Origin of the sequence: Arthrobacter sp. NPDC093128 (assembly GCF_040683875.1) — a bacterium.
Classification (GTDB): Bacteria; Actinomycetota; Actinomycetes; order Actinomycetales; family Micrococcaceae; genus Arthrobacter.
The window spans coordinates 96,861-121,141 of sequence record NZ_JBFBEY010000010.1 but is presented as its reverse complement, the minus strand read 5'-3'; the positions used below and the strand labels follow the sequence as shown (position 1 = coordinate 121,141).

17 protein-coding genes are annotated in these 24,281 nt (G+C 66.4%); 6 read left to right on the top strand and 11 right to left on the bottom strand.

Annotated features, from left to right (window positions below; genetic code table 11):
• Positions 1–6: 6 nt before the first annotated feature.
• Positions 7–741 carry a DUF624 domain-containing protein gene (locus AB0N24_RS13570; RefSeq protein WP_364124937.1) on the bottom strand — a complete coding sequence of 245 codons (735 nt, stop codon included), beginning with the start codon at positions 739–741 and terminating at the stop codon, positions 7–9.
• Positions 742–1,044: 303 nt separating this feature from the next.
• On the opposite strand from AB0N24_RS13570, the gene AB0N24_RS13565 reads away from it, so the two are divergent.
• Positions 1,045–3,228, top strand: a complete 2,184-nt coding sequence (locus tag AB0N24_RS13565) for a DUF6807 family protein (RefSeq protein ID WP_364124934.1) — start codon at positions 1,045–1,047, stop codon at positions 3,226–3,228.
• A gap of 67 nt (positions 3,229–3,295) precedes the next feature.
• Here the strand turns inward: AB0N24_RS13565 and AB0N24_RS13560 are convergent, their stop codons facing one another.
• From AB0N24_RS13560 to AB0N24_RS13535, 6 genes are all read right to left on the bottom strand, one after another.
• Positions 3,296–4,585: an extracellular solute-binding protein gene (locus tag AB0N24_RS13560; protein ID WP_364124931.1), complete on the bottom strand. Its 1,290-nt coding sequence runs from the start codon at positions 4,583–4,585 to the stop codon at positions 3,296–3,298.
• A 265-nt stretch (positions 4,586–4,850) separates the two neighbouring features.
• Complete coding sequence (locus AB0N24_RS13555) at positions 4,851–6,119, bottom strand: MFS transporter (protein ID WP_364124928.1); 1,269 nt, start codon at positions 6,117–6,119, stop codon at positions 4,851–4,853.
• Positions 6,120–6,219: 100 nt separating this feature from the next.
• Positions 6,220–6,924: a Poxvirus protein I5 gene (locus AB0N24_RS13550; protein ID WP_364124925.1), complete on the bottom strand. Its 705-nt coding sequence runs from the start codon at positions 6,922–6,924 to the stop codon at positions 6,220–6,222.
• A 6-nt stretch (positions 6,925–6,930) separates the two neighbouring features.
• Positions 6,931–7,848 carry a carbohydrate ABC transporter permease gene (locus AB0N24_RS13545; protein WP_364124922.1) on the bottom strand — a complete coding sequence of 306 codons (918 nt, stop codon included), beginning with the start codon at positions 7,846–7,848 and terminating at the stop codon, positions 6,931–6,933.
• Positions 7,845–8,798 carry a sugar ABC transporter permease gene (locus tag AB0N24_RS13540; protein ID WP_364124919.1) on the bottom strand — a complete coding sequence of 318 codons (954 nt, stop codon included), beginning with the start codon at positions 8,796–8,798 and terminating at the stop codon, positions 7,845–7,847. Before AB0N24_RS13540 ends, AB0N24_RS13545 begins: the two co-directional genes overlap by 4 nt.
• A 45-nt stretch (positions 8,799–8,843) precedes the next feature.
• Positions 8,844–10,127 carry an ABC transporter substrate-binding protein gene (locus AB0N24_RS13535; RefSeq protein WP_364124917.1) on the bottom strand — a complete coding sequence of 428 codons (1,284 nt, stop codon included), beginning with the start codon at positions 10,125–10,127 and terminating at the stop codon, positions 8,844–8,846.
• A 183-nt stretch (positions 10,128–10,310) separates the two neighbouring features.
• Between AB0N24_RS13535 and AB0N24_RS13530 the strand changes: the two genes are divergently transcribed.
• Positions 10,311–12,380, top strand: coding sequence for a beta-galactosidase (locus AB0N24_RS13530; protein ID WP_364124914.1), 2,070 nt, complete (start codon positions 10,311–10,313; stop codon positions 12,378–12,380).
• Positions 12,381–12,492: 112 nt separating this feature from the next.
• On the opposite strand, the gene AB0N24_RS13525 is transcribed toward AB0N24_RS13530, so the two are convergent.
• The 3 genes from AB0N24_RS13525 to AB0N24_RS13515 form a co-directional block, all read right to left on the bottom strand.
• The gene (locus AB0N24_RS13525) at positions 12,493–13,851 is read right to left on the bottom strand and encodes an extracellular solute-binding protein (RefSeq protein ID WP_364124912.1); all 1,359 of its coding nucleotides are present in this window, start codon (positions 13,849–13,851) and stop codon (positions 12,493–12,495) included.
• A gap of 325 nt (positions 13,852–14,176) precedes the next feature.
• Entirely contained in the window at positions 14,177–15,130 is a 954-nt protein-coding gene (locus AB0N24_RS13520) for a carbohydrate ABC transporter permease (RefSeq protein WP_364124909.1), read from the bottom strand.
• The gene (locus AB0N24_RS13515) at positions 15,123–16,067 is read right to left on the bottom strand and encodes a sugar ABC transporter permease (RefSeq protein WP_364124906.1); all 945 of its coding nucleotides are present in this window, start codon (positions 16,065–16,067) and stop codon (positions 15,123–15,125) included. Before AB0N24_RS13515 ends, AB0N24_RS13520 begins: the two co-directional genes overlap by 8 nt.
• Positions 16,068–16,401: 334 nt before the next feature.
• Here AB0N24_RS13515 and AB0N24_RS13510 point away from each other — a divergent pair, with 334 nt between their 5' ends.
• The 4 genes from AB0N24_RS13510 to AB0N24_RS13495 all read left to right on the top strand — a co-directional run bounded on the left by AB0N24_RS13510 (position 16,402) and on the right by AB0N24_RS13495 (position 23,703).
• Positions 16,402–17,637: an acetylesterase gene (locus AB0N24_RS13510; protein WP_364124903.1), complete on the top strand. Its 1,236-nt coding sequence runs from the start codon at positions 16,402–16,404 to the stop codon at positions 17,635–17,637.
• Entirely contained in the window at positions 17,634–19,787 is a 2,154-nt protein-coding gene (locus tag AB0N24_RS13505) for a DUF6807 family protein (RefSeq protein ID WP_364124901.1), read from the top strand. The genes AB0N24_RS13510 and AB0N24_RS13505 overlap by 4 nt, the downstream gene beginning before the upstream one ends.
• Complete coding sequence (locus tag AB0N24_RS13500; RefSeq protein ID WP_364124898.1) at positions 19,784–20,914, top strand: M24 family metallopeptidase; 1,131 nt, start codon at positions 19,784–19,786, stop codon at positions 20,912–20,914. Before AB0N24_RS13505 ends, AB0N24_RS13500 begins: the two co-directional genes overlap by 4 nt.
• A gap of 371 nt (positions 20,915–21,285) precedes the next feature.
• Positions 21,286–23,703: a bifunctional SulP family inorganic anion transporter/carbonic anhydrase gene (locus AB0N24_RS13495; RefSeq protein WP_364124895.1), complete on the top strand. Its 2,418-nt coding sequence runs from the start codon at positions 21,286–21,288 to the stop codon at positions 23,701–23,703.
• Between the two features lie 85 nt (positions 23,704–23,788).
• On the opposite strand, the gene AB0N24_RS13490 is transcribed toward AB0N24_RS13495, so the two are convergent.
• Positions 23,789–24,082, bottom strand: coding sequence for a hypothetical protein (locus AB0N24_RS13490; RefSeq protein ID WP_364124893.1), 294 nt, complete (start codon positions 24,080–24,082; stop codon positions 23,789–23,791).
• Between the last annotated feature and the right edge of the window lie 199 nt (positions 24,083–24,281).

Here is a 24,281-nt window from a genome sequence, read left to right as displayed (position 1 = left end):
GGCAGGTCAAGTCGATTGTGAAGACCTTCCGGCAGCCGCCATCTCGCGCCCTACCCTGACCCCGAAGCCATCACCGACACCAACACCGACACCAACACCGGCACCGGCACCGGCGCCAGACTCCGCCGTCACGGAGTCGTCATTGGCGGTGAAGAAGCGGTCGCACAACCAGCCGGTCACGTACAGCCACGCGCCGATGCTGAAGAAGGGGATAAGTCCCGGCAACGCCTGGCTGGCGAACAGGGCGGCCGCGGTCACAAAAAGCAGGATCGCGGTGCCCGCCAGATGGCGGAGGGCAAACCGCGAGGACATCAAAAGGTATTGCGGGAGCGGCAGCTCATAACGGGCAAACATGGGGAAGATATGGCAGACCGCGGCCACCAGGAAGATGGCACCGACGAACACACCGGCAGCCATCAGTTGCGACAAAAGGTCCCCGGAGCCGGAGAAGTAGTTCCAGTTGAGGGCGAGGGCTGCGCCGGCGAGCATAACCGGCAGCGCCAGGGCGTTTCCGCGACCAAAGTTGCGCCGAAATTCCTTCGTGAACGCACGAAACAGCGGGGCAGCCTCGCCCCGGACCCTACGGCGCACCAGGATATGCGCGGCGGCGGTCGCGGGGCCAGCGCCAAACACCCCCACGCCCGCCAGCGAGAACACAATCCACAACAGGTTCAGGCATGCAATCCACAGCAGGGTGTCGAAGAATGAATAGGCCTTCGCGCTAAAACTTCCAGCCGGCACGTCTGGCCTCCGATCTCTCCATCGTTGCAGGAACGGGGGCCACAGTGGTCCACGTCACGTAAGTAAGCGGTTTCTCGAAAATGTAGACGCTTTTGGGGTGGCGGTCAAGATGCAATTTGAATCGTTACATAATCCGCCCGGGCGGGTTATGCTGTTGTCACCAGCATTTTGGAAAGCGCTTACCATGGGTGTGCCTGGCGGTCCCGGCCTAGGCTGATGTCAGCCGTCCAGGGCCACGGCCCGGCGATTTGCTGACCAGACACCGACGTCAACACCCCGTCCCGGGGACAGAAGAGGAGAGCCATGGGCACCCTGTCCGAGCCCGTCCCGGAAGAACGCAAACTCACCACTATGTCAGCGGCCAGGGTGGCACTCGTCGGGGTCCACGGCTTCGGGACGCACCACCTCCGCAACCTAGAACGGCTGCAGGCAAGCGGCGCCGTCACCCTCGTGGCTGTAGCGGATCCAAATCCTCCTGCGCCGGGCGCTCTTCCTCCCGAGACTGCGGTCTTTGGCACCCTTGACGAGCTCCTGGCGGCGACCCCTGCACTGGACCTCGTTATAGTGGCCACGCCCATCCAGACGCACGCACCCCTGGCGCTGACCGCCCTCCCCCGCGCCGACCTGTACCTGGAGAAGCCTCCCGTCGCTTCACTGGCCGACTTCAACCGGCTGCAGGAGGCCGCCGCCGAGGCCGGACGCAGCGTCCAGATCGGCTTCCAAAGCCTTGGCTCCCACGCGCTCCGGGCCATTGAGGACCTGCTCGCGGCGGGCGAGATCGGCACACTCCTGGGAATCTCCGCCACCGGGCGCTGGGTGCGGGACCGTGCGTATTACAAACGTTCGCGCTGGGCGGGCAAGCGCAGCCTGAACGGCGTCGACGTCGTGGACGGCGTGGCCACCAATCCACTGGCGCATGCCATCGCCACGGCCTTGGGGATCGCCGGCGCGCGGACCCTGGATGACCTCGAATCGGTGGATACGGACCTCTACCGGGCCAACGACATTGAATCGGATGACACCTCCGTGATCCGGGTGCGAACCACATCGGGGCTGCCCATCACCTGCGCGCTCACGCTGTGCGCCACCGAATCCGTGGAACCGTACATCACGCTGCAGGGCAGCGAAGGAACCGCGGTGTTCCACTACACCGAAGACCGCCTCAGCATCAGAGGCACCGACGGCGAGCGCAGCCAGGTCTTCGGCCGGGATGACCTCACCGAGAACCTGCTGGAACACTTGCGCCAGCGCCACTCGCCGGACAGCTCATCCCACGCTGCGCCGCTCATCAGCCCGCTCGCCGACAGCGGCGCGTTCATGAGCGTGCTTGAAGCCATCCGCACCGCCGACGCTCCGGCACTGATCCCTGCGCAGTACATCAACTGGACGGGCGACGGCGATTCCGCCCACGCCGTGATCACCGGCATCGAAGACGCCCTGGAACGCGCGACGGCGGCACACGCCACCTTCAGCGAGCTTGGCCTGCCGTGGGCACGGTCCACGGCCGACAACCCGGAGAAGCCTTCACTCGCCGTTCAGGACCCCGCCGTTCAGGACCCCGCCGTTCAGGACGGCGGCCGGCACGACGGCGGTCCTGCGGCCGGTGCGCTCAGCGGCGCCACCACGGTGGCCACCCTGCAGGACGGCACCGCCATCGCGGCACGGCTCTCACCCCGGCCATACTTGCACCCGGTGCGCACGCTCGGTGGTGTCACGGTCACGGACCACCTCCCGTCAGACCACTCCTGGCACCTCGGTGCGGGCGTGGCCCTGCAGGACGTCAACGGCATCAATTTCTGGGGCGGAAAGACCTACACCCGCACAGCCGGACGGTACGAAGAACTCCCGGACCACGGCCGGATCGTGCAGCTCTCCGCCGCTCCCGTGCCGGGGTCGCTTGACGGTAATTCCGTGCAGCAGGAACTGAGCTGGCAGGCTCCGGATGGCAGCGAGCTCCTCCGCGAGCGCCGCAGCATCCGGTCGACTCAGGTGGACGCCCGAACTTGGCGGCTGGACCTGGCGACGGAACTGACCGCCGTCGTCGACGCCTCACTGGGAGGACCCGGCTCCAACGGTGCCGCCGGCAGCGGCTACGGCGGATTCTTCTGGCGGCTGCCCGCGTGCTCCGCCGCTGAAGTCTTTACAGCCGCGGAGCACGGTGAGACTGACGTCCACGGCTCCGTCTCGCCCTGGCTGGCGTGGACTGCGGACTTCCCGGAGGGCCCGGCGAGCCTGGTGTTCGCCGCCCCTGCGGAGGCGCCGGATCCGTGGTTCGTCCGGCTGTCCGGCTACCCCGGGGTAGGCTCGGCCTTCGCTTGGAACAGGCCCGTGGACCTCGCCGCGGGGGACGCCGTCTCGCGCTCCTTCACGGTGTGGATCGCGGACGGCATGCTGTCCCCGGAGGAAGCTGCCGCCTTGGCTGCCGGGCCGGCTGCCGGGCCGGCTGCCGGACCAGGCGAAGCTGCCTCACTATCTGAGGACCGGTGACGGGCGCACCTGGTCCGCTTCGGTGGTCCGGGAAACCCTTAAACACCTGCCCGGCCCTTCCGGGCGGCTAGCTCAACCCGCTCTTGAGTTCCTCGATGGCTTTCTTCGCGGCTTCCTCCGGGCTGAGGCGGCCGAAATGCACGTCGCTGGAGAACCGGGTGAGGATTTCCCCGGCCGGGCTTGCACCTGCCGGGGGCACTGCCGGCGAGTCGCCCACTTCGTCCGCAATGTCGTCAATGAAGGATGCTGTTGCTGCATCCACCGCGCTGAGCTTGGGCGTGATGGCGGCACGGACCTCCGAGTTGCCGGGAATGCCGCGGTCTGCCAGCGCGATCTCTCCCGCTTCGACGCTGTTGGCCAGGAAGTCGATGAACTGCTGGGCTTCCTTGGGGTGCTTGGTCCGGGAACTTGCCGACCAGAACTGGGATGCCTTGTAGTATTGCTGGGCCGACTTTGCGTTCCCGTCGGTGCTCGGCGGGCGCTTGATTTCCAGTGGCTGCCCGGAGGCCTTGGTCAGGGCACCCAGCTGGTTGGACCACATCCATCCCAGGGCAAACTTGTTGGTGGCCATGCCCGTCTGGTCCAGCGGCGCGCTGGCCTCTTCGGTGAGGATGGAGGCCGGCGGGACGGACTTCGCGTCACGGAGGTCGGCCTGGAACTCGAAGAAGCCCTTGGCGTCCGCTTCGTCGAATCCGAGCTTTCCGTCCGAGGTGAACAGTGACTTGCCGTGCTGGCGCAGCCACAGGTTGAAGGAGGCGTCACCGGTCACCGGCCCGGAACCGTAGGTGCCCGCCTTGCCCTTGGCTGTGATGTCCGCGGCCGTATGCTCGTAGTCCTTCCAGGTCCAGGACTGGTCGTCCGGCAGGGTCACGCCGCTGGCGGAGACCAGCGAGGGGTTGGCCAGCACCACCAGCGCATTCATTCCTGCCGTCACGGCAAACTGCCCGTCCGGAGTCTTGCCGGCGTCGGCCGCGGCTTTGTCGAACTTGGACAGGTCCACGTCCTTCAGGTCCAGCAGCGCACCGCGCTTGGAATACTCCCCCAGGTACTGGAGGTCCATCTGGATGACATCCGGGGCCTGCTGCGAAGCCACCTGGGTAGCGAGTTTGTCCCAGTAGCCCGACCAGTCCCCGTATTCGCCTTCGATCTTGATATTGGGGTTCTTGGCCTCAAAGGTGTCGATTAGTTCCTGCGTCATCTTGTGCCTGACGTCCGAACCCCACCAGGTGAAGCGCAAGGTCACCGGTCCGCCGGCATCCGGCTGGGCACCACCACCGCAGCCCGAAAGGGTCAGGGCGAGTGCGGCTGCCACGGCTGCGATCTTGGGAGTTCGGGATTTCAGGGCGCGCAAAATCATTCGATGTCCTCTTGACGGCTTGGTTTGTCGAAGCGAGAAAACGCTTTCTCACCCACCCTAGGTATGTGTCACATCACAGTCAAGGGCTACTTGGTCCTGCCCGGGACTGCCGGGGCACGGCGCTAGGCCCTTCGCCATCTATGGCCGCTATACCCGGCGTTTAGCGGCCCTTTTCGTCAGATCGCGGGGTCAGCCGCGGGTCGCGGGGTCAGATCGCGGGTCATTTCCGACTCTCGGCCATGCTCCCTCAGGCTGGCCTGCTCCCTCAGGAAGCCGCGGTCCGCCGTCGGGCGTTCAGCCAAAGCAGCAGGCCGATGACCGCAGCGGACAGCATGCCCAGCGCCCCCGTCACCACCAGGCCGGTGCGGACGCCGAACTCCTCCGTGAGCCAGCCGGCCAGCAGCCCGCCCAGCGCGTGCCCGCCCAGCAGGAGGGGCAGGTAGAGCGCCAGCACGCGGCCGCGGACTTCCGCGCCTGCCTCCAGCTGGACGGTGGTGGCGGCGCTGGTCAGGAAGAGCAGCGTCATCACGCCCACGAGCACCAGCATGGCCACGAACAGCTCCTGCGTGGGCATCAGCGCAGCGATCAGCTGGGTCAGCCCGAACAGCCCGGCGCTCGCCACGATCCCCTTGCGGCCCAGGGTCCGCAGCCTCGCCGCCAGCAGGGCTCCGGCCAGCGCGCCCAGGGCGCTGAAGGTGTTGAACATGCCGAATCCGGCGGCGCCGCTGTGCCATACGTCCTCGGCGAAGGCGGCGAGCACCACGGGCCCGTTCATGCCGAAGGCGCCCAGGAGCCCGGCGAGCAGCATGACCAGAAGCAGGGAGGGCCGGTGGCGGACGTAGCGGAAGCCGGCGAGGACCTGCCCGCGGCCACGAAGGGGCGGCGCGCTGGGGTAAAGCCGGGACGTCCGGATGGCGGCGATCAGGCCCAGCACTGCCAGGCACACCAGGGCGTTTGCAGCGAAGGCGGCGGCGGACCCGATCCTGGCGATCAGCAGGCCACCGAGCGCGGGACCCAGCATCGCGCCAAGCTGGCCGATGGCGCTGTTCAGTCCGATCGCGGGGCGCAGGGCGGCGTCGCCCACCACCTCGTTGACGAACACCTGGCGGGCCGGCCCGTCCACCGCGGACGTGATGCCCAGGGCAACGCAGCAGGCGTACACGGCCCAGACGGATATCCCGCCACCGGCATCCAGGACCGCAAGGGTCAAGGCGAGCAAGGCCGTGATCGCCTGGCAGACGAGGAGGATGCGGCGCTTCGGGTAAAGGTCCACGAGGATGCCGCTCAGCGGGCCCACCACCAGCATGGGCAGGAACTGGAGGGCCACGGCCACACCCACTGCCCCGGGGCTACCCGTCAGCTGCAGGACCAGCCAGTCCTGGGCGAGCCGCTGCATCCAGATTCCGGTGCTCCCGGCGAGCTGGATGGCGACGAAGAGTCGGTAGTTGCGCTGGGCCAGCGGGTGGTACCAGCGCGGCGGACGGTCAGTGGCGGCTTGGAGGGACTCTGCGGACTGGGGGCGCTCGGAAGACACGTCTGGCTCAGCTCGATAGTGAAATGGACCTGTGAAATGGACCTACTGGAGACCTGCAAAGAGGGGGACCTGCAGGGGCAGTAATTTGGTGCGGGTGGAGCTAGGCGCGGGTGGACCGCATTTTGACCGAAGCGGAGGCCAGGATCAGGGTGCCGGGAACCACAACGAAGAGCGCGGCCAGCATCCAGACGAACACCACGGCCGCAAAGAGCGCTGCGGCCAGCAGCAGGGAACCTGTCCAGTCGCGGAGCGACAATGCCTTGCCGGCGGCAAGTGCGGCGGACCAGGCGCCTGCTGCTTTGGTACCTGTTCCTTTGGCGCCGGTTCCTTTGGCTGCCGTTCCCCTCGCTGCGCTCCCGGAACCCGCGGCAGGGTCAACAACGTGGCCGGCGAAGTCGGACCATGCCGCCGCAGTGCGCAGCAGCAGGATCGCTGCGGCTGCCGCAAGGATCAGGGTGGCGGGCAGGACCACCCCCTGGCCGGGCAACTGCCCCACCATGGTGAGCAGGAGGTTCAGGACAATCACGACGGCGGCTGCCGCCGTCGTGATTCCCAGCTTCCAGCTGCCCGGCAGCGCTGAGCGGAACGTGCCCCAGAGGGCACGGATGGAATCGTCCCGGCCGGAGAGGTGGCGCTCGAGGTGGGCGATGCCCGCGGCGTAGGCGGCGGGGATGGTGACCAGCGGAAGGGACAGCACCAGCACCAGCAATCCTGCCAGCAGGGTCTCGGAAAACAGTGCGAAGCGGTTGACCGGGATCCGGTCGTCGCGGCCTGACGCGGGTGTGGTGCTCTCCATGATGCTCATTTTCTGTTAGCCCTTGAGGCCTTGGGTGGAGACGCCTTCAACTATGTAGCGCTGGAAGACCAGGAAGAAGATCAGTACCGGGAGCAGGGCCAGCACGGACATGGCGATCATGGCTCCGTAGTCCGAGCTTTGGGTCTGGTCCACGAAGAGGCGAAGGGCCAGCGGCAGCGGGTATTTCTCCGGGGTGTTCAGGTAGAGCAGCGGGCCCAGGAAGTCGTTCCAGCTCCAGATGAAGGAGAAGATCGAGGTGGAGATCAGGGCCGGTTTCATCAGGGGCAGCATGATCGAGGTGAAGATCCGGACGTGGCCGGCGCCGTCGATGCGGGCCGCCTCGTCCAGTTCGGCCGGGAGGTTGCGCATGAACTGGACCATCAGGAACACGAAGAATGCGTCCGCGGCCAGGAACTTGCCGATCAGCAGCGGGATGTAGGTGTCCACGAGGCCCAGCTGCTGGAAGACGATGTACTGCGGGATGATCACCACGTGGAAGGGCAGGAGCAGGGTGGCGATCATCATCCCGAACAACACGCTGCGGCCCGGGAACTTAATCCGGGCGAAGGCGTACGCCGAGACGCTGGCGGAGAGGATGGTGCCCACCACCGCGCCGATGGCCAGGATCAGGGAGTTGGTGAAGAACTGCAGGGTGGACACACCGCCGATCCCGTCCATGGCGGTGACGAAGTTGTCGAAGCTGAAGTTGCTGGACCACAGGGAGGTGTTGGCTCCGCCGATTTCGGAGTTCGGTTTGAAGGACGACGCGACCATCCACAGCGCCGGGTAGAGGACCACACCGGTCAGGGCAAGCGCCACGACGTGGAAGATGGCGCTCTTGATGCGCTTGGCCCCCGCGGACTCGGACTTCGGGTTGTACACGGGTGCCGGCGCTTCTGCTACCGGTTTGGTGGGGGTTGCCATGGTTGTCATTTTGCATCACCGCTGTAGTGGACCCAGGACTTGGAGGTTTTGAAGAAGATCAGGGTGATGATGCCGACGACAATCACCAGGAGCCAGGCCATGGCGGAGGCGTAGCCCATCCGGAAGTCGCTGAAGCCCCGCAGGTACAGGTAGAGGGTGTAGAAGAGGGTGGAGCCGGCCGGGCCGCCTTCACCGTTGGAGATGATGTAGGCCGAGGCGAAGATCTGGAACGCGTGGATGGTTTCCATCAGCAGGTTGAAGAAGATCACGGGGGAGAGCATGGGCCAGGTGATGTTGAAGAACTTCCGCACCGGCCCGGCACCGTCCATCGACGCTGCCTCGTAGAGATCGGCCGGGATCTGCTTCAGGCCGGCCAGGAAGATCACCATCGGGGCGCCGAACTGCCAGACGGTCAGCAGGATCATCATGGGCATGGTCATGGACGGGTTGCCCACCCAGCCGCCGAGGTTGATGCCGAAGAAGGACAGGCCCTGGTCCACCGGACCGGAATCGCCGAACATGGCCTTCCAGACGATCGCGATGGAAACGGACGCGCCGATCAGGGACGGGGCGTAGAACGCTGAGCGGTAGAAGCCCTGGCCCTTGCGCGCACTGTTCAGGAGCATGGCCACGGCCAGTGCAGCGGCGAGCTTGAGCGGGGTACCGAAGACCACGTAGGACAGGGTCACGCCGACGGACCCCAGGAACCGTTCGTCCTGGAACAGGGTGGTGTAGTTGTCCAGCCCGATCCACTTGGGCGGGTCGAAGAGGTTGTAGTTGGTGAAGGACAGGTAGAGCGAGGAAATCATCGGGCCCACGGTCAGGGCGATGAATCCCAGCAGCCAGGGCAGCAGGAAGGTGTAGCCGGCGCGGGCGTCCGCCCCCCGCTGCCGCGATTTGCGCGGCTGCGAGGGAGCGGACGGCGTCGAACGCCTGCTCAGGGTTGGGCTTTGGGTCACGAGTTCAATCCGTCAGTTGTGATCGTCGGGCAGACAATACGCTGCTCAGGCGTTCTGCTTGATGAGGTCTTCGGCTTCCTTGAACCACGCATCCGCCGCGCCGTCCACGGTGAGTTTGCCGAAGTTCAGGTCCGAGCTGATGCGCTTGAAGGAGGTTTCCAGTGTGCCGAAACCGACGATGGGCGGCTCCGGGGCGTCCTTGAGGTACTTCTCGATGGACTTCTCGTAATCGACTACCAGCTTGTCGGTGCCCTCGAACGTGGTGCCGTCGCGCTGGGTCTTCGACGCCGGAACGCCACGGGAGGTCTTGAAGATCTGGCCCACCTCGGGGTCGTTGACCATGAAGTCGATGAACCGGGCGGCGGCGTCCTTGAACTTGGTCTTGGCGCTGGCAACCATCAGCATGGAGGGCTTCAGGAACAGGCCCAGGTTGTCCTTGTCATCGGAGGGAACCGGAACGAGCTTGAGCTCCTTGGCACCGCTGTCCCCGAGGTAGGCGGCCATGAAGTTGTCCCAGGTGGATTCGGTGGCTGAGACGTTTGAGCCGAACGGCGACTTCGGGGCGAGCTGGGTGACGCGCTCTTCGGAAACGAGGGCAGGAGTGCCGCGGAGGGCCACGGTCTGGTTCCACCATTTCTTCAGGTCGTCCTTGGTGAAGCCGAGCTTGCCGTCCTCGGTGAAGGCCTCGATGTTGTTCTGGCGCAGCCAGATGTTGAACATCCACCAGATGCCGGTGTAGTCCGTGCCGCCGAAGAGAGCGCCGTTGCTCTTTGCCCCGACCTCGGCCAGGAAGGCGTTGTATTCCTCGTAGGTCCAGGTGCCGTCCGGTTCCGCGATGCCGAGTGAGGCGAGTTTGGCGGGGTCGTAGTAGACGGCGAAGGCGTTGGTGCTGGTGGGGATGCCGTAGGTCTTGCCGCGGATCTGGCCGGAGGGCAGGAGGGACTTGTCGAAGGCGTCCGTGTTGATCTTGACGGTGCCGAGGTCCAGGAGCTGGTTGCGCTGGCCGTAGTCCCGCAGGTAGGACAGGTCCCACTGCATCACGTCGGGAAGTCCGCCGCCGGCAGCTTCGGTGGCACGCTTCTGCCAGTAGCCGGCGAAGTCGGTGAAGTTGCCGTTGACCTTAATGTCAGGGTTCTTCGACTCGAACAGGGCGATGGCCTTGCGGGTGCGCTCCGCGCGGTCGTCGTTGCCCCACCAGGTGTAGTTGATGGTGACGGGGTTCTCCGCCGAACCCGTCTGTGCGGGGGCCGGGGAGCCACACGCCGCCAGCACGGCGGCAGATGCGGTGCCCAGTGCCACGGTGGTGAGGAAATTCCTTCTGTTGATCATTAGAGCCTCCTTGCTCGGTTGTGTAAGCGCGATTCTTTGTGATTCTCTACAACGAGAGTAGTGACTTGGCTTACACACGCTTTCTGAAACGATACAATATCGTCATTCACACATTTGGGCAAGCGTTTTCCAAACATCTGCTTTCTTGCCGGCACCATGCATCAGCAACGACGAAGGAGTCCCATGTCACCCCAGGAAAAACCACCTGCGCCCGCGGTGTGGACCAGCCTCGAGGGCATCGCCTACGGAGGCGACTACAACCCCGAACAGTGGCCGGTCAGTGTCCGAATGGAGGACCTGGAACTGATGAAGGAAGCCGGGGTCACCTTCCTCAGCGTGGGCATCTTCTCCTGGGGGCTGCTCGAGCCGTCCGAAGGCGAATATGACTTCGGCTGGCTGGACGATGTCCTGGACAATCTGGCGGCCGCAGGCATCAAGGTGGCCCTCGCGACCGCTACCGCCGCTCCCCCGGCCTGGCTCGTGCGCAAGCACCCCGAAATCCTGCCGGTCACGGCTGACGGGACCGTGCTGGGGCCGGGCTCACGGCGGCACTACACGCCGTCGTCGGCCGTTTACCGGCGGTACGCCACCGGCATCACCCGGGTGCTGGCAGAGCGTTACAAGGACCACCCGGCGCTGGCTTTGTGGCACGTGGACAACGAACTCGGCTGCCACGTCTCGGAGTTCTACGGCGACGAGGACGCGGCTGCCTTCCGCGATTGGCTCGAACGGCGCTACGGGAGCATCGATGCCCTGAACGCGGCGTGGGGGACGGCCTTCTGGTCCCAGCACTACGCTTCGTTTGAGGAAATCCTGCCGCCGCGGGTGGCACCTTCCACGCTGAATCCGGGCCAGCAGCTGGACTTCCAGCGTTTCAATTCCTGGGCCCTGATGGACTACTACCATGCCCTGCTCGAGGTGCTGCGGGAGGTGACTCCGGGGGTGCCAGCCACCACCAACCTCATGGTTTCGAGCGCAACGAAGTCCATGGACTATTTCGACTGGGCCAAGGATCTGGACGTGATCGCCAACGACCACTATCTGGTGGCCGCCGATCCGGAACGGCAGATCGAGCTCGCGTTCAGCGCGGATCTCACGCGCGGCGTTGCGGGCGGTGACCCGTGGATCCTGATGGAACACTCGACGTCGGCCGTCAACTGGCAGCCGCGCAACCAGCCCAAGATGCCGGGCGAAATGCTGCGCAATTCCCTGGCGCACGTGGCCCGCGGTGCCGACGCCGTGATGTTCTTCCAGTGGCGGCAAAGCTTCGCCGGTTCGGAGAAATTCCACTCCGCCATGGTCCCCCACGGCGGGCGCGATACCCGTGTCTGGCGCGAGGTGGTGGAGCTGGGTGCCTCCCTGAAGCGGCTGGCGCCCGTGCGCGGGTCGCGGGTTGAGTCCCGGGCGGCCATCGTGTTCGACTACGAAGCCTGGTGGGCCAGCGAAATCGATTCCCACCCGAGCCATGACGTCAAATACCTGGACCTGATGCGGGCTTTCCACCGTTCGCTGTTCCTGCGCGGGATTGCGGCGGACCTGGTCCATCCTTCAGCCTCGTTGGAGGGCTACGACCTGGTCCTGGTGTGCACGCTCTATTCGGTGACGGACGCGGCCGCTGCCAACATCGCTTCGGCTGCGCGGGCCGGGGCCACCGTCCTGGTCAGCTACTTCAGCGGGATCGTCGACGAACGGGACCACATCCGGCTCGGCGGTTACCCCGGCGCGTTCCGTGGCCTGCTGGGCGTCACCGTGGAGGAATTCCATCCACTGCTGGCCGGGTCGACCGTCAAGCTCAGCAACGGCCCCGGCGATGGGCCGGGCGTCGGCTGGGTGGGCTCGGTGTGGAGCGAGCACGTACACGTGGCAGATGTTTCGGGGGACGCCTCCACGGACGGGCCGGCCGAGGTCCTCGCGACGTTCACTGAATATCCGCTCGACGGCGTTCCCGCCCTGACCCGTCGTCCCGAGGGCGCGGGTTCGGCCTGGTACTTGGCCACGTTCCCGGATCAGGACGGGATCGAAGCACTGGTGGACCGCCTGCTCGCCGAGTCCGGAGTTGCCGCAGTGGCCGAAGCTGACCAGGGGGTCGAATTGACGCGCCGCCGCGGCGCCGACGGCAGGAGCTTCGTGTTCGCCATCAACCACTCGCGCGCCGATGCCACGGTCCGTGTGGCAGGGGAAGAGCTGCTGTCCGGCGAGCGGTTCGCAGGTACGGTTCCGGCCGGCGGCGTGGCGGTGATCGCGGAGGACTAACTACGTCGCCGGACCTCCACCGCACACGACGGAGGCTTGTCCGCAGCTCCTGCCCTGCAAGGTCAGGATCTGCGGACAAGCCTGGGATCCGCGGGCTGCTTAGCTTCGAGAGCTAGCTGATGGCCGACTTCATTTCATCAACGGCCTTCTTTCCGGCTTCCTCAGTGGACAGCCGGTCGAAGAGCACCTCCGAGGTGTAGCGCTTGACGATCTCCTGGATGGCACCAGCGCCCTTCGGCGGCGGAGCCGGAGCCTCGCCGAGCTCGCCCTTGATCTGGTCGATGAACTTGACCACCTTGATGTCGGCGGGGGTCAGCTTGGGCTCGATTGCTGCCCGGACATCGGAGTTGGGGTACACGCCGCGGTCGGCCAGGAGCGCTTCGCCGGCCTTGGTGTTGTTGGCCAGGAAGTCGATGAACTTAGCGGTTTCTTCAGGGTGCTTGGTGCGGGAAGACGCGGACCAGAACTGGGAAGCCTTGTACCAAAGATTGGCGTCGGCCGAGCTACCGGTCTTGGACGGGAACCGCAGGATCTGCAGCTCGCCGCCGGCAGCCTTCTCCAGGGCCGGCAACTGGTTGGACCACCAGAAGGCGAGCCCGTTCTTGCCCGTGGCGAGGCCGCTCTGATCCAGCGGTGCAGCCTCGGCCTCAACCACCTCGGAGGCAGTGGGCACGGCCTTCTTCTGGCTGAGCTCCTTCAGGAACGCCCACCACTCGGCGATGTCGTTCGGTTCGAAGCCGAGCTTCCCGTCACTGGTGTACAGCGACTTGCCGTTCTGCCGAAGCCAAACACCGAGCGAGGCTTCGTCGGTTCCATAAGCGGCGGCGCCGTACGTACCCTTCGGCGACTTCGCCGTGACCTCGGCGGCGATGCGTTCGAAGTCTTCCCACGTCCATGTGCTGTCATCAGGCATCTCAACGCCTGCAGCCTTGAAGACGGCCGGGTTGGCCAGAATAGTGGCCGCGTTGATTCCGGCGGCAATGCCGGTCAGACCGTCCTCGTTCTTGCCGGCATTGAGGGCGGCTTCGTCAAGCTTGGACGTGTCGATGTCGTACTTGGAAAGATCCAGCAGGGCACCGCGGCTGGAGTACTCCGTGATGTACTTTTCGTCCATCTGGATGATGTCCGGGGCGTCATTGGCCGCAACCTGGGTGGCCAACTTGTCCCAGTAACCGCTCCAGTCACCAAACTCGGGCTTGATCTTGATGTTCGGATTCTCGGCTTCGAAGGCAGCAATCGCGGCCTGTGTCAGCTGTGCGCGCTTGTCGCCTCCCCACCAGGAGAAGCGGAGTTCAACCTTGCCGTCGGCAGTCTGCGGAGCGGCTCCCCCACCGCAGGCACTGAGGGCAAGGACGACGGCGGCAGCTGCGGCGACCGCGCCGGTTCGGCGCAGCCCCCGCCGGGACTGGGCGGATTTTGCCCCTGCTGCGCCACGACTGGCGGCTGAGGCAGGGCGGGAAAATAGCGGCACTGGATTCTCCGATCTTCTTTGATCTTGAAAGCTGATTGGGTTCGAAAACTGAATGACTTGAAAGCTGGCGAGAAAACGCTTTCTCATACCTGAGAATACAAGCTAGACACTTGTAATACAAGACGTTTCGTCTGCCAATTTGGACACCTGGCCCAAGGGGCTGGGGCGGAGGGGCAACGAACGCCCATCCACCCCAGGAACCGCCAGGAACCGCTAGGAACTACCAGGCCCGCGGCCCGGAACTCTGTAGCCTGACCAGGCCCGCGGCCCGGAACTCTGTAGCCTGACCAGGCCCGCGGCCCGGCCCGCCGCGGTACAGCCCTGCCTATTTGATGCCGGTGGTCGCGATTCCCTTGATGAGGAAGCGCTGGCCGAAGAGGAACACCAGGAACACGGGCAGCAGGGACACGATGGACATCGCGAAGAGCGAGCCCCAGCTTGTCGCGGACTGCGAGTCCACAAACGCCCGCAGGGCCACCGGGACGGTGAACATCTCGGGATCCGTCAGGTAGATCAGGGCTCCGAAGAAGTCGTTCCAGGTCCAGATGAACGTGAAGATGGTGGTGGTGGCCAGGGCCGGGACCATCAGCGGCAGGATGACCTGCAGGAAGATGCGCGGGTGGCCGGCGCCGTCGATCCGTGCGGCTTCATCCAGTTCCTTCGGAATGCCGCGGATGAACTGCACCATGAGGAACACGAAGAACGCGTCCGTCGCCAGGAGCTTGGGCACAATCAGCGGCCAGAACGTGTTCACCCAGCCGATCTGCGAGAACAGGATGTACTGCGGCACGATGATCACGTGGAACGGCAGCATGATGGTCAGCAGCATGATGCCGAAGAACAGCTTCTTGCCGCTGAACTGCAGCCGCGCGAAGGCGTAGGCGGCCATGGAGCAGGAGATCAGGTTGCCCAGGATGGAGCCGATCACCACCACCGCGGAGTTGAGCATGTAGTGCCCGAAGGGGTGGGTTAGCGCGGACCAGCCGTCGACATAATTGCCCATCTCCAGGCTGTTCAGCCAGAGCCCGGGTTCGCGGAAGATCAGGTCGTTGGGCCGCAGCGATGAAACCACCATCCACAGCAGCGGGTAGATCATGACGCCGCCGGCAATGATCAGAACGGCATGTTTGGCCAGCGCCTTGATCCGCGCGCCGCGGCTGAAAGCCAGCGTTCCCCGGGATTCGCGTTTCCGGCTGCCGCCCCTGGGGCTCTTGCCCGTCGTTTTCCCTTCGGAGGACGGCAGTTTCTCCGGAGCCGGCAAGGTCTTTAGTTCAGTCATCGTAGAACACCCAATACTTTGAAGCGATGAAGTTGATGGCCGTGAAAGCGCCGATGATCACCAACAGGAACCAGGCCATCGCCGAGGCGTACCCCATGTCGAACTGGCCGAATCCCTTCTGGTAGAGGTAAAGCGTGAAGAACATCGTGGAGTCGGACGGTCCGCCGTTGCCTCCCGAGACAATGAACGCCTGGGTGAAGGACTGGAAGGAGCCAATGATCTGCAGGACGAGGTTGAAGAAGATGATCGGGCTCAGCATCGGCAGTGTGATCCGCCAGAACTTCTGCAGGGTGGTGGCTCCGTCAACCTCGGCCGCCTCGTAATACATGCTGGGAATCTGGCGCAGGCCCGCAAGGAAGATGATCATGGGGCTGCCGAACGTCCAGACATGGAGCAGGATGATGGAGCCGAGCGAGGTGGACGGATCCGAGATCCAGCCCGGTCCGGTGACCCCGAACATGGCCAGCACCTGGTTCACCAGGCCGGAGGTTCCGAAGATCTGCTTCCAGAGGATGGCGACGGCCACCGAGCCGCCGAGCAGGGACGGCAAGTAGAAGATGGACCGGTAGAACGGCAGGCCACGTAGGCCCTTGTCCAGCACCAGCGCAATCAGCAGCGCGACCGCCAGCTGCATCGGGACCCCGACCAGCACGTACGTGAAGGTCACCCGGAGCGAATTGTGCAGCCGTGCATCGCCCAGCATGCGGGTGAAGTTATCCAGCCCCACCCATTCCGGCGGCTGCAGCAGGTTGTAGTCCGTGAAGGACAGGTAGAGGGACATGATCATGGGGCCAACAGTGATGGCCACGAGACCGATCAGCCATGGCAACAGGAAGATGTAGGCCGCCTTGTTGTCACGGCGGTTCGCGCGTTTCTCCTCGGGAGTGGCCGGCCCTTTGCGCCGGCCTATGGAGGACAGTTCGCTGATGGCGCTCATTGCGTCCCCCTCGGTTGACGGGCGCCTGCCGGCGTCCCCGGGTAATGCTGTGCGGCCATGTGGTCTCCTTTGGTCATCGTGGCCTTCCACGGCGTGCTGGTGTGAAGTGCTCTAGCCGTCCCGGGCCGTGCCAAACAGTTCCGGCACCACCCGCCTGCCTGGCTCCCGGAGTGACCCGGCCAACAGCGGCTTTGTACCAAAGTAAACGCTTTCTTGACCCCTGTACAGCCTTTTGCTAATTTTTGAGAAAGCGTTTTCTGGAATTCGGCCAATTCCGGATCAGAGCAGCTGCGAGAGGCAGGACAATGATGTTTGCACCCGGCAGGACGCGCCGATGAATCCGGGCACCAAGGATACTGCACCACGGCCCAGCGCCGTCGGCGGTTACGAGGACTGGCCTTCCTACCTGCGCTCACACCCGCGCCATGTCGCGGAGACTCCCACGGGGCAGGAACTGGCAGACGCCCTCGGAGTCCCGTCCGCTCCGGCGAACTCCGGCGCCGGGATTGAGTTGGCTGCGCCGGATTCAGCTGTACTGCAGTCAGTTGCCTTCGAGTCGGAGGAGACGCACGACGGCGTCACTACTTCACGGGTCAGCTGGCAGTTGGGTTTCGGTCCCCGCACCCGCGCCTGGTTCCTGCGCCCGGCCGGCGCGTCCGGCCCGTTGCCGGGAGTCCTGGCCCTCCACTGCCATGCCGGCATCAAGTCCGGCGGCGCCGAACGCCTCGTGGATGCACAGCTCGTGAACCCGCACTCCGCCAATCGCGGCCTGCATACGTCGGCCCTCCAGCGGAAGCTCTACGGCGGCCGCCCCTTTGCCACCTGGCTGGCATCCCGGGGCTTCGCGGTCCTGGCCCACGACGCCTTCTCCTGGGGCAGCCGCCGCTTCGACCTGGGCACGCCCCCGTGGCGGACAGCCGCCGTCGTCGAGGGTCGCAAGGCACTCTGGCGGGAGGCCGGCGTCGTACCTTCCGAAGCGGACCTCTACGACGCCGCCGCGGCGGCGCACGAGGACACTGTTGCGAAAGCAGCCGGCCTCCTGGGCACGAGCTTCGCCGGAATGGTGGCGCACGACGACCTCGCGGCCCTCCGCGTCCTTGCGGGACTTCCGGGCGTGGACGCCGGCCGGCTGGGCAGCATCGGTTTCTCCGGGGGAGGCGGCCGGTCGCTGATCCTGGCCGCGCTCAGCCCTCTCGTCCGCAGTTTCGTGGTCACGTGCATGATGACCACATACCGCTCGCTGGTCCCGTCGTACCTGGATGCCCACTCCTGGCTCTTCCAGACCCCCGGCCTATCGCGGCTGGGCGACTATCCCGAGCTCGCGGCGCGCTCGACGGCGGACCGCTTCCTGGTGCAGTACGCGCTCGCCGACGAGCTGTTCCCTGCGGACGGAATGCGCGACGCCGATGCCCTGCTGGGCGCGCAGCATGCGTCCGGCCGCTACACCGGCAGCTTCTGGCCGGGCGGACACGCTTTCACCACGGACATGCAGGACGAAGCCGCCGGCTTCCTCCTCGACTCCCTTTCCCCAGCCCACCGGGTCTTCGCCCGCCAGAACGGACACTCATGACAGCCGACATCTTCAGCACCGCCGCGACCAGCCAGCGGCCGGGGCCATCCACCGGGGCCCCGGATTCCGCCCTCCCAGCGCGGGTCGCCCTCGTGGGCGCCCACGGGTATGGGGCCCGCCACCTGGACAACCTGGCCCGGCTCGCCGCGCTCAACCTCGTGGAGCTCGTCTCAGTGGCGGACCCTCGGCCACCGGCGGAGGGCACCCTGCCTGTCGGCGTTGCAACGTTCCCTTCCCTGGAGGAACTCCTGGCCGCCGGGCCGGCGCCGGACGTGGTCATCCTGGCCACCCCCATCCAGACCCACGCACCGCTGGCGCTGGCCGCACTCGCCGCCGGGTCTGATGTCTATGTTGAGAAACCGCCCATGGCGTCGCTGGCCCAGTTCGACACCGTGCTCGTCGCGGCCCAACAGGCGGGCCGGCTGGTCCAGGTGGGCTTCCAAAGCCTCGGCTCCCATGCCCTGCCGGCCCTGGACCGGCTCGTGGCGTCCGGTGAAATCGGCGAGGTCCGCGGTGTCAGCGCCGTCGGCACCTGGGTGCGCACCAAGGGATACTTCAAACGCTCGCGCTGGGCGGGCAAACGGAGCCTGGACGGTACCGACGTCGTGGACGGTGTCGCCACCAATGCACTGGCGCATGCCGTGGCCACCGGGCTGCGGATCGCCGGTGCGGCGCTGGCCGCGGACGTCGTGTCCGTTGAAACTGACCTTTACCGGGCCAACGCGACCGAAAGCGACGACACGTCGGTGATCCGCGTGCGGACTGCCGGCGGCACCGTGCTGCTGTGCGTCCTGACGCTGTGCGCCGACGAACAGACTGCGCCATCGGTCACGGTCCACGGCACCCTCGGGCGGGCCGAATTCTTCTACACCGAGGACCGGCTGGCGGTCACCACGCCCGACGGCGGGCGCACCGAGGTGTTCGGCCGCACCGACCTGCTCGAAAACCTGCTCGCTGCCCGCCGGTCCCCCGGTCCGGAACACGGACTGCTGAGTCCGCTGGCCGGCAACGGGGCCTTCATGAAGGTGCTGGAAGCCATCCGGACGGCCGAGCCGCCGCGCGCGATTGGCGCCACGCACGTGACCTGGGAAGGCGAGGGCGACGACGCCCATCCCGTGGTCGCCGGCATCCGCCAGCTGATGCGCAGGGCCGCGGCGGCGCAGGCCACGTTCGCGGAGCTCGGCGCGCCCTGGGCCCGCGACCTGCCCCGTGAACTGCCCGATGACCTGCCCGCGGCCGGGGCAGCGGCTGCCGGCGCCCAAGCTCCGTTCACGGTGAACGGGAAAGTGGTGGCGAGGCCGGCCGACGGCAGCCGGACAGCACCCACGTCATCGCCGCGGCCGTACCTCCATCCGGTCAGCACCCTGGCCGGCACCGTGGTGACGGACCATCTGCCCGAGGACCATGTGTGGCACCTTGGCGCGGGGGTTGCCGTCCAGGACGTGGACGGCGTCAATTTCTGGGGCGGACGCACGTTCACCCGCGACGCCGGGGCCTACGTCTGGCGGAAGGACCACGGTCGGATCGTAACGCTCGCGGTGGAACACCAGGGCAGTTCGCGGACCGAAACCCTAGGCTGGCTGGCGCCGGACGGGTCTCCCCTCCTCAATGAACGGCGGACCTGGAGCTGGGCCGCCGTCGATGCCTCAACATGGCGGCTCACCCTCGACTTCGAACTCACCCCCTCCGGCCCGGACCCGGTCAAACTCGGCAGCCCGGGCTCGAACGGCCGGCCGCAGGGCGGCTACGGCGGTTTCTTCTGGCGCCTGCCCGCCGTCGGCGGGGCCGCGGTATGGACCGCGGCCGCGGACGGCGAGGACGCCATACACGGCACGGCACCCTCCCCCGCAGCGCCCTGGCTGGCCTGGTCCGGAACCTTCGGGAGCGGAGAGTCCGACGGCGGCCCCGCCACTTTGGTCTTCCTGCCCGGCGCCTTCCTGCCCGGCGCCGGCGCAGGGCAGCCCCGCGATCCCTGGTTCGTCCGCGCGGCCGGGTATCCCGGCGTCGGGCTGTCCCTGGCGTGGGAGCAGGCAGCAACGGCCAGCCACGCCAGCCCGCTTCATCGAACCGTCACGGTCCTGGTGGCCGACGGCCTCCTGTCCACCAGCGAAATCGAACAGCTCATCACTACATTGGGGGAAACCACATGAATACCGCTACCCAGCAGACACAGCAGGATCCGGGCGGCACCAATGCCGCAGCAGAAGGAGCCGCACCGGGGAACCCGACCGATCGCGCCGTGAAACGGCGGCGCGTCCTGGACATCCTGGATGCCGCGGGCGCGGATTCGCTCCTGCTCACCACCAACACGGCACTGACCTGGTACCTGGACGGGAGCCGGGTCCACATCAGCCTCGCCGGCGACCCCATCGCGGCCATGCTGGTTGACCGCGACGGCGACCAGCTGGTCACGTTCAACAACGAGGCCGCCCGGATCGCCGCGGAGGAGCTGCCCGACGGCGTCGCCCTCCACACCGTGCCCTGGCACGGAGAGCTGCATGCCGCCGCAGCAATGCTCGCCCCCGGCGGGAAACCGCTGGCAGAAGCGGATGTCACCACCGAGCTCAGGGCTGCCCGCCAGGAATTCCTGCCGGGCGAAAGCGCCCGGTACGCCAGGCTCTGCGCCGAGGCGGCTGCCGCGATGACTGAGGTACTGTCCAAGGCCACGCCGGAGACCACGGAGTTCGGTGTGGCCTCCGCCTTGGCCGCACGGATCGTGGCGATGGGAGCCGAGCCGCTGGTCCTTCTCTGCAACGGCGCCGGCCGCAGCGAGTTCCGGCATCCGCTCCCGACGCACGAGCCGCTCGGACGGCGGGCCATGGCGGTGGTGTGTGCGCGGCGCAACGGGCTGGTGGCCAACGTGACCCGCTGGGTGCGGTTCGACGCCGGGACGCCGGCAGAACGCGACGCCGAAGCCCGGATTGCCGCCGTGGAGGCGGACATCTTTGACGCCACGGTTCCCGGTGCCCGGCTGGACGGCATCTTCGCGGAAATCCAGGAAGCGTACTCCCGGCACGGCTTCGGCGCAGGCCAGTGGACCCTGCACCACCAGGGCGGCCCGGCCGGCTATGCAGGCCGCGATCCGCGGGCCACGCCCGCCACCGACGACACTGTGGTCCGCAACCAGACGTTCACCTGGAACCCCTCGGGTCCGGGGGTGAAGATCGAGGACACGGTGCAGCTGACGGAGTCGGGCATCACCGCCCTCACGGTGGATCATCGCTGGCCAGCCGCCGTCGTGAACGGCATCGCCCGGCCGCTGACGCTGCAGCTGTGAGCGCTCGCTTCCCAGCACCCGCACAGCATTGCGCAGGCCCAAACTCCTGCCGCAATACGGAGTCACTGGTATAGACCGGCAGGTGTTTTCGGGAGGAATCCACAGAAAGTTTTCCGCCTTGTATGCCGATTCGATGCCCCATCGAATGGATTTGACTTGAAACCCAAGTCGGATTCGGTGGGGCCCCGCCCGGCTCCCGACCATGGGGAAATTGATGGCACCGCGTTCCCTGCAACCGGTTTGTTGAGCCTCCGTTACGTTGCCTCGAGCGGTTTTTTGGCGTGTTTTATCTCACCATCAGTTCCCTTGCGGGCTGAACCGGGGCGTCAATAGCGTGGCACGGGACCGCGACGAACCAGCGAAGGACAGCAATGCCATCAGCACCCGCCAAGACGGACCCGCCTGCCCCGACTGACCAGAAGCCCGCCGAACAGGAGCCTGCAAGTGTCCGGCAAGGCATGCCTGCACCGCCCGGCCCCAAGAGCCTCAGGACGTTCCTGACAGCGGGACTCCGTTGGGACCTGCCAGCATCACTGGTGGTGTTCCTGGTGGCGGTCCCGCTTTCGCTCGGTATTGCGGCCGCTTCCGGTGCGCCGGTCATGGCCGGCCTGATTGCGGCCGCCGTGGGCGGGATCGTGGCCGGCAGCCTGGGCGGTTCACCGCTGCAGGTCAGCGGGCCTGCCGCCGGCCTGACGGTCATCGTTGCCGGCCTGATCGAACAGTTCGGCTGGCCCGTGACCTGCGCCATCACCGCCGCGGCCGGCGTGCTCCAGGCCCTGCTGGGACTGGCCAAGGTGGGCCGCGTGGCGCTGGCCATCGCACCGGTGGTGGTCCACGCCATGTTGGCGGGCATCGGCATCACCATTGTGCTGCAGCAGATACACGTGATGCTCGGGGCCGAGTCCGCCAGTGAAGCCTGGGAGAACATCACGGCCTTCCCGGCCAGCATTTTCGCCGCCGACATCGCCGCGGCAGTACTTGGCGCTGTGGTGATCGCCCTGCTGCTCGGGTGGAAGCACCTTCCCGCGGCTGTCCGCAAGGTTCCCGCGCCCCTCGTTGCAGTCATCGCCGCCACGGCTCTCTCCCTGCCCTTCAACGTGGACCGGATCAGTTTCGACGGTTCCCTGCTTGGCGCGATTGCCCTGCCCGAACTCCCCGACGGGAACTGGACGGCAGTCGTCCTTGGCGTGGTGACCATTGCACTGATCGCCAGCGTTGAATCCCTGCTCTCCGCAGTGGCCGTGGACAAGATGCACCACGGCCAGCGGACCGACTTCAACCGTGAACTCATGGGGCAGGGCGCAGCCAACGTGACCTCGGGGATGCTGGGCGGCCTGCCCGTCACCGGGGTGATCGTCCGCAGCGCCACCAATTTGGAGGCCGGCGCGCGTACACGCAAGTCGGCCGTGCTCCACGGTGTCTGGGTGTTGGTCTTCTCGCTGCTGCTGGCGGGCCTGATCCAGCTCATTCCCCAGGCTGTCCTCGCAGGCCTGCTGATCGTGATCGGCTCCCGCCTGGTCAGGACGGCCGACATCAAGACAGCCCGCCGGACCGGTGACCTGACCGTCTACGGTGTGACGCTGTTCTGCGTGGTGTTCGTCAACCTGCTCGCCGGGGTCCTGACCGGCCTGGTGCTTGCCATAGCCCTGGTTGTCTGGCGTGTGGCGCGGGCCAGCATCCACGCGGAGCACGTCGGGACCGACGGCGGGAACCGCTGGCGCGTGGTCATCGACGGATCGTGCAGCTTCCTCTCGCTCCCGCGCTTGAGCGCCGTGCTGGCCTCAGTTCCGGCCGGTGCGCATGTCACAGTTGAACTGGAGGTGGATTTCCTCGACCATCCCGTGCACGACACCATTGATTCCTGGCGCAACAGGCATGTGGGCAACGGCGGCACGGTGGTCATCGAGGAAAGCGGTACGGCCACGCTGCACGATGCCCAGGCCGGTCCGCCGAGCCGCGGCAGTTCACGTTCTGCCCTTCGGAGCGGATTCGCCCCGTGGCGCAGCTGGCAGCGGCGACTCCTGCCGGGGCACACGGCGGCTGGCCCGGAAGTACCCGCGCCGCTGCGCTCGGTGCTCACCGGAGTGGACAACTATCACCGGCGGAACGCCCACCTGGTGCGTCCGCACGTGCAGGAGCTGTCCTCGTTCCAGGACCCGGGCACCCTGTTCGTTGCCTGCTCGGATTCGCGCGTGGTGCCGAACCTGATCACCAGCAGCGGTCCCGGCGACCTCTTCACCGTCCGGAACGTGGGCAACGTGGTGGGCGACACCGGCCGCGACGCGTCCATTGAGGCGGCCCTGGAATTTGCCCTCAGCGAGCTGTCCGTGGAGTCGATCGTGGTCTGCGGGCACTCCGGCTGCGGTGCCATGACGGCGCTGTGGGCCGATCCGGACGGTGCCGGTGCCACGGCTGCGTCCGATTGTGGTGTTGCACCCGATGGTGGTGCTGCGTCCGATTCCGGCGTGGCACCCGGGACGGCCGCAGGGACGCGGGGCGCCATCGACGTCTGGCTCGACCACGCACGGCCGAGCCTGGCCGCCTTCCGCGACGGGCATCCGGTCCAGGCTGCGGCGGCCGATGCCGGATACGGTGCCGTCGACCAGTTGGCGATGGTGAACGTTGCTGTCCAGCTGGACAGGCTCGAGCGACACCCCGGCCTCCGGGAAGCCTTGCAGGCCGAACGGGTGCACGTTGTGGGTCTCTTCTATGACATCTCCACGGCGCGGGTCCTGCAGATCACGCCGGACGGCATCAGCCACCTCGACCCCGCCGCCCTCAAGCACTAGGCGGTCACCCGCTCGGCGGTCACCCCAAAGCGGAGCCGGCTCAGTGGTTCGTTCTCCTCGGCCTGACGCAGCCGTACGGCACGCCTCAGGCCGAGGAGAACCACACGACGTGTGGTTCCCGTCGGGACGGCCGCGTAACCGGGGCCCGTTCCGCGTGGACGGCCCGCTCAGTCCGGGCGGCTTCAACGCGGGCGGTCTCAACCTGGGCCGTTTCAGCCCGCACAGTGTCAGTCCGGACATTTTCCGTCCGCACGGCCTCAGCCGGGATGATCTTTTCCACCCTGACGATCTCCAGGGCCTCCACGTCCAGCAGCTTGCGCGCCCCCGTCCGTGAGTCCACGATCCAGAACAGGTCCATGGACGGAATCGTCTCTGTCACGCGTCCCCGGTGGAACAGCCGGCCCTTGTGCCAGGCCTCGATTTCTTCCCCGGCCGACAACTCCGAACATGTCCGGACGTTTGATTTCCCGCCTGCATCCACAATGAGCCCCTCCCCTGGCGCCAAGTGTGCTGCGACCAGCGCTTCAACTACGGCTGGTCATCAACTGAGATCAGCATCCTCCAGCAAGATTGCAGCA

Excerpts from the sequence above, each read along its gene's own strand:
- AB0N24_RS13565 (WP_364124934.1), top strand. The coding sequence starts at position 1,045 with ATGGGCACCCTGTCCGAGCCCGTCCCGGAAGAACGCAAACTCACCACT.
- AB0N24_RS13560 (WP_364124931.1), bottom strand. The coding sequence starts at position 4,585 with ATGATTTTGCGCGCCCTGAAATCCCGAACTCCCAAGATCGCAGCCGTG.
- AB0N24_RS13550 (WP_364124925.1), bottom strand. The coding sequence starts at position 6,924 with ATGAGCATCATGGAGAGCACCACACCCGCGTCAGGCCGCGACGACCGG.
- AB0N24_RS13545 (WP_364124922.1), bottom strand. The coding sequence starts at position 7,848 with ATGACAACCATGGCAACCCCCACCAAACCGGTAGCAGAAGCGCCGGCA.
- AB0N24_RS13535 (WP_364124917.1), bottom strand. The coding sequence starts at position 10,127 with ATGATCAACAGAAGGAATTTCCTCACCACCGTGGCACTGGGCACCGCA.
- AB0N24_RS13530 (WP_364124914.1), top strand. The coding sequence starts at position 10,311 with ATGTCACCCCAGGAAAAACCACCTGCGCCCGCGGTGTGGACCAGCCTC.
- AB0N24_RS13520 (WP_364124909.1), bottom strand. The coding sequence starts at position 15,130 with ATGACTGAACTAAAGACCTTGCCGGCTCCGGAGAAACTGCCGTCCTCC.
- AB0N24_RS13515 (WP_364124906.1), bottom strand. The coding sequence starts at position 16,067 with ATGAGCGCCATCAGCGAACTGTCCTCCATAGGCCGGCGCAAAGGGCCG.
- AB0N24_RS13510 (WP_364124903.1), top strand. The coding sequence starts at position 16,402 with ATGAATCCGGGCACCAAGGATACTGCACCACGGCCCAGCGCCGTCGGC.
- AB0N24_RS13505 (WP_364124901.1), top strand. The coding sequence starts at position 17,634 with ATGACAGCCGACATCTTCAGCACCGCCGCGACCAGCCAGCGGCCGGGG.
- AB0N24_RS13500 (WP_364124898.1), top strand. The coding sequence starts at position 19,784 with ATGAATACCGCTACCCAGCAGACACAGCAGGATCCGGGCGGCACCAAT.
- AB0N24_RS13495 (WP_364124895.1), top strand. The coding sequence starts at position 21,286 with ATGCCATCAGCACCCGCCAAGACGGACCCGCCTGCCCCGACTGACCAG.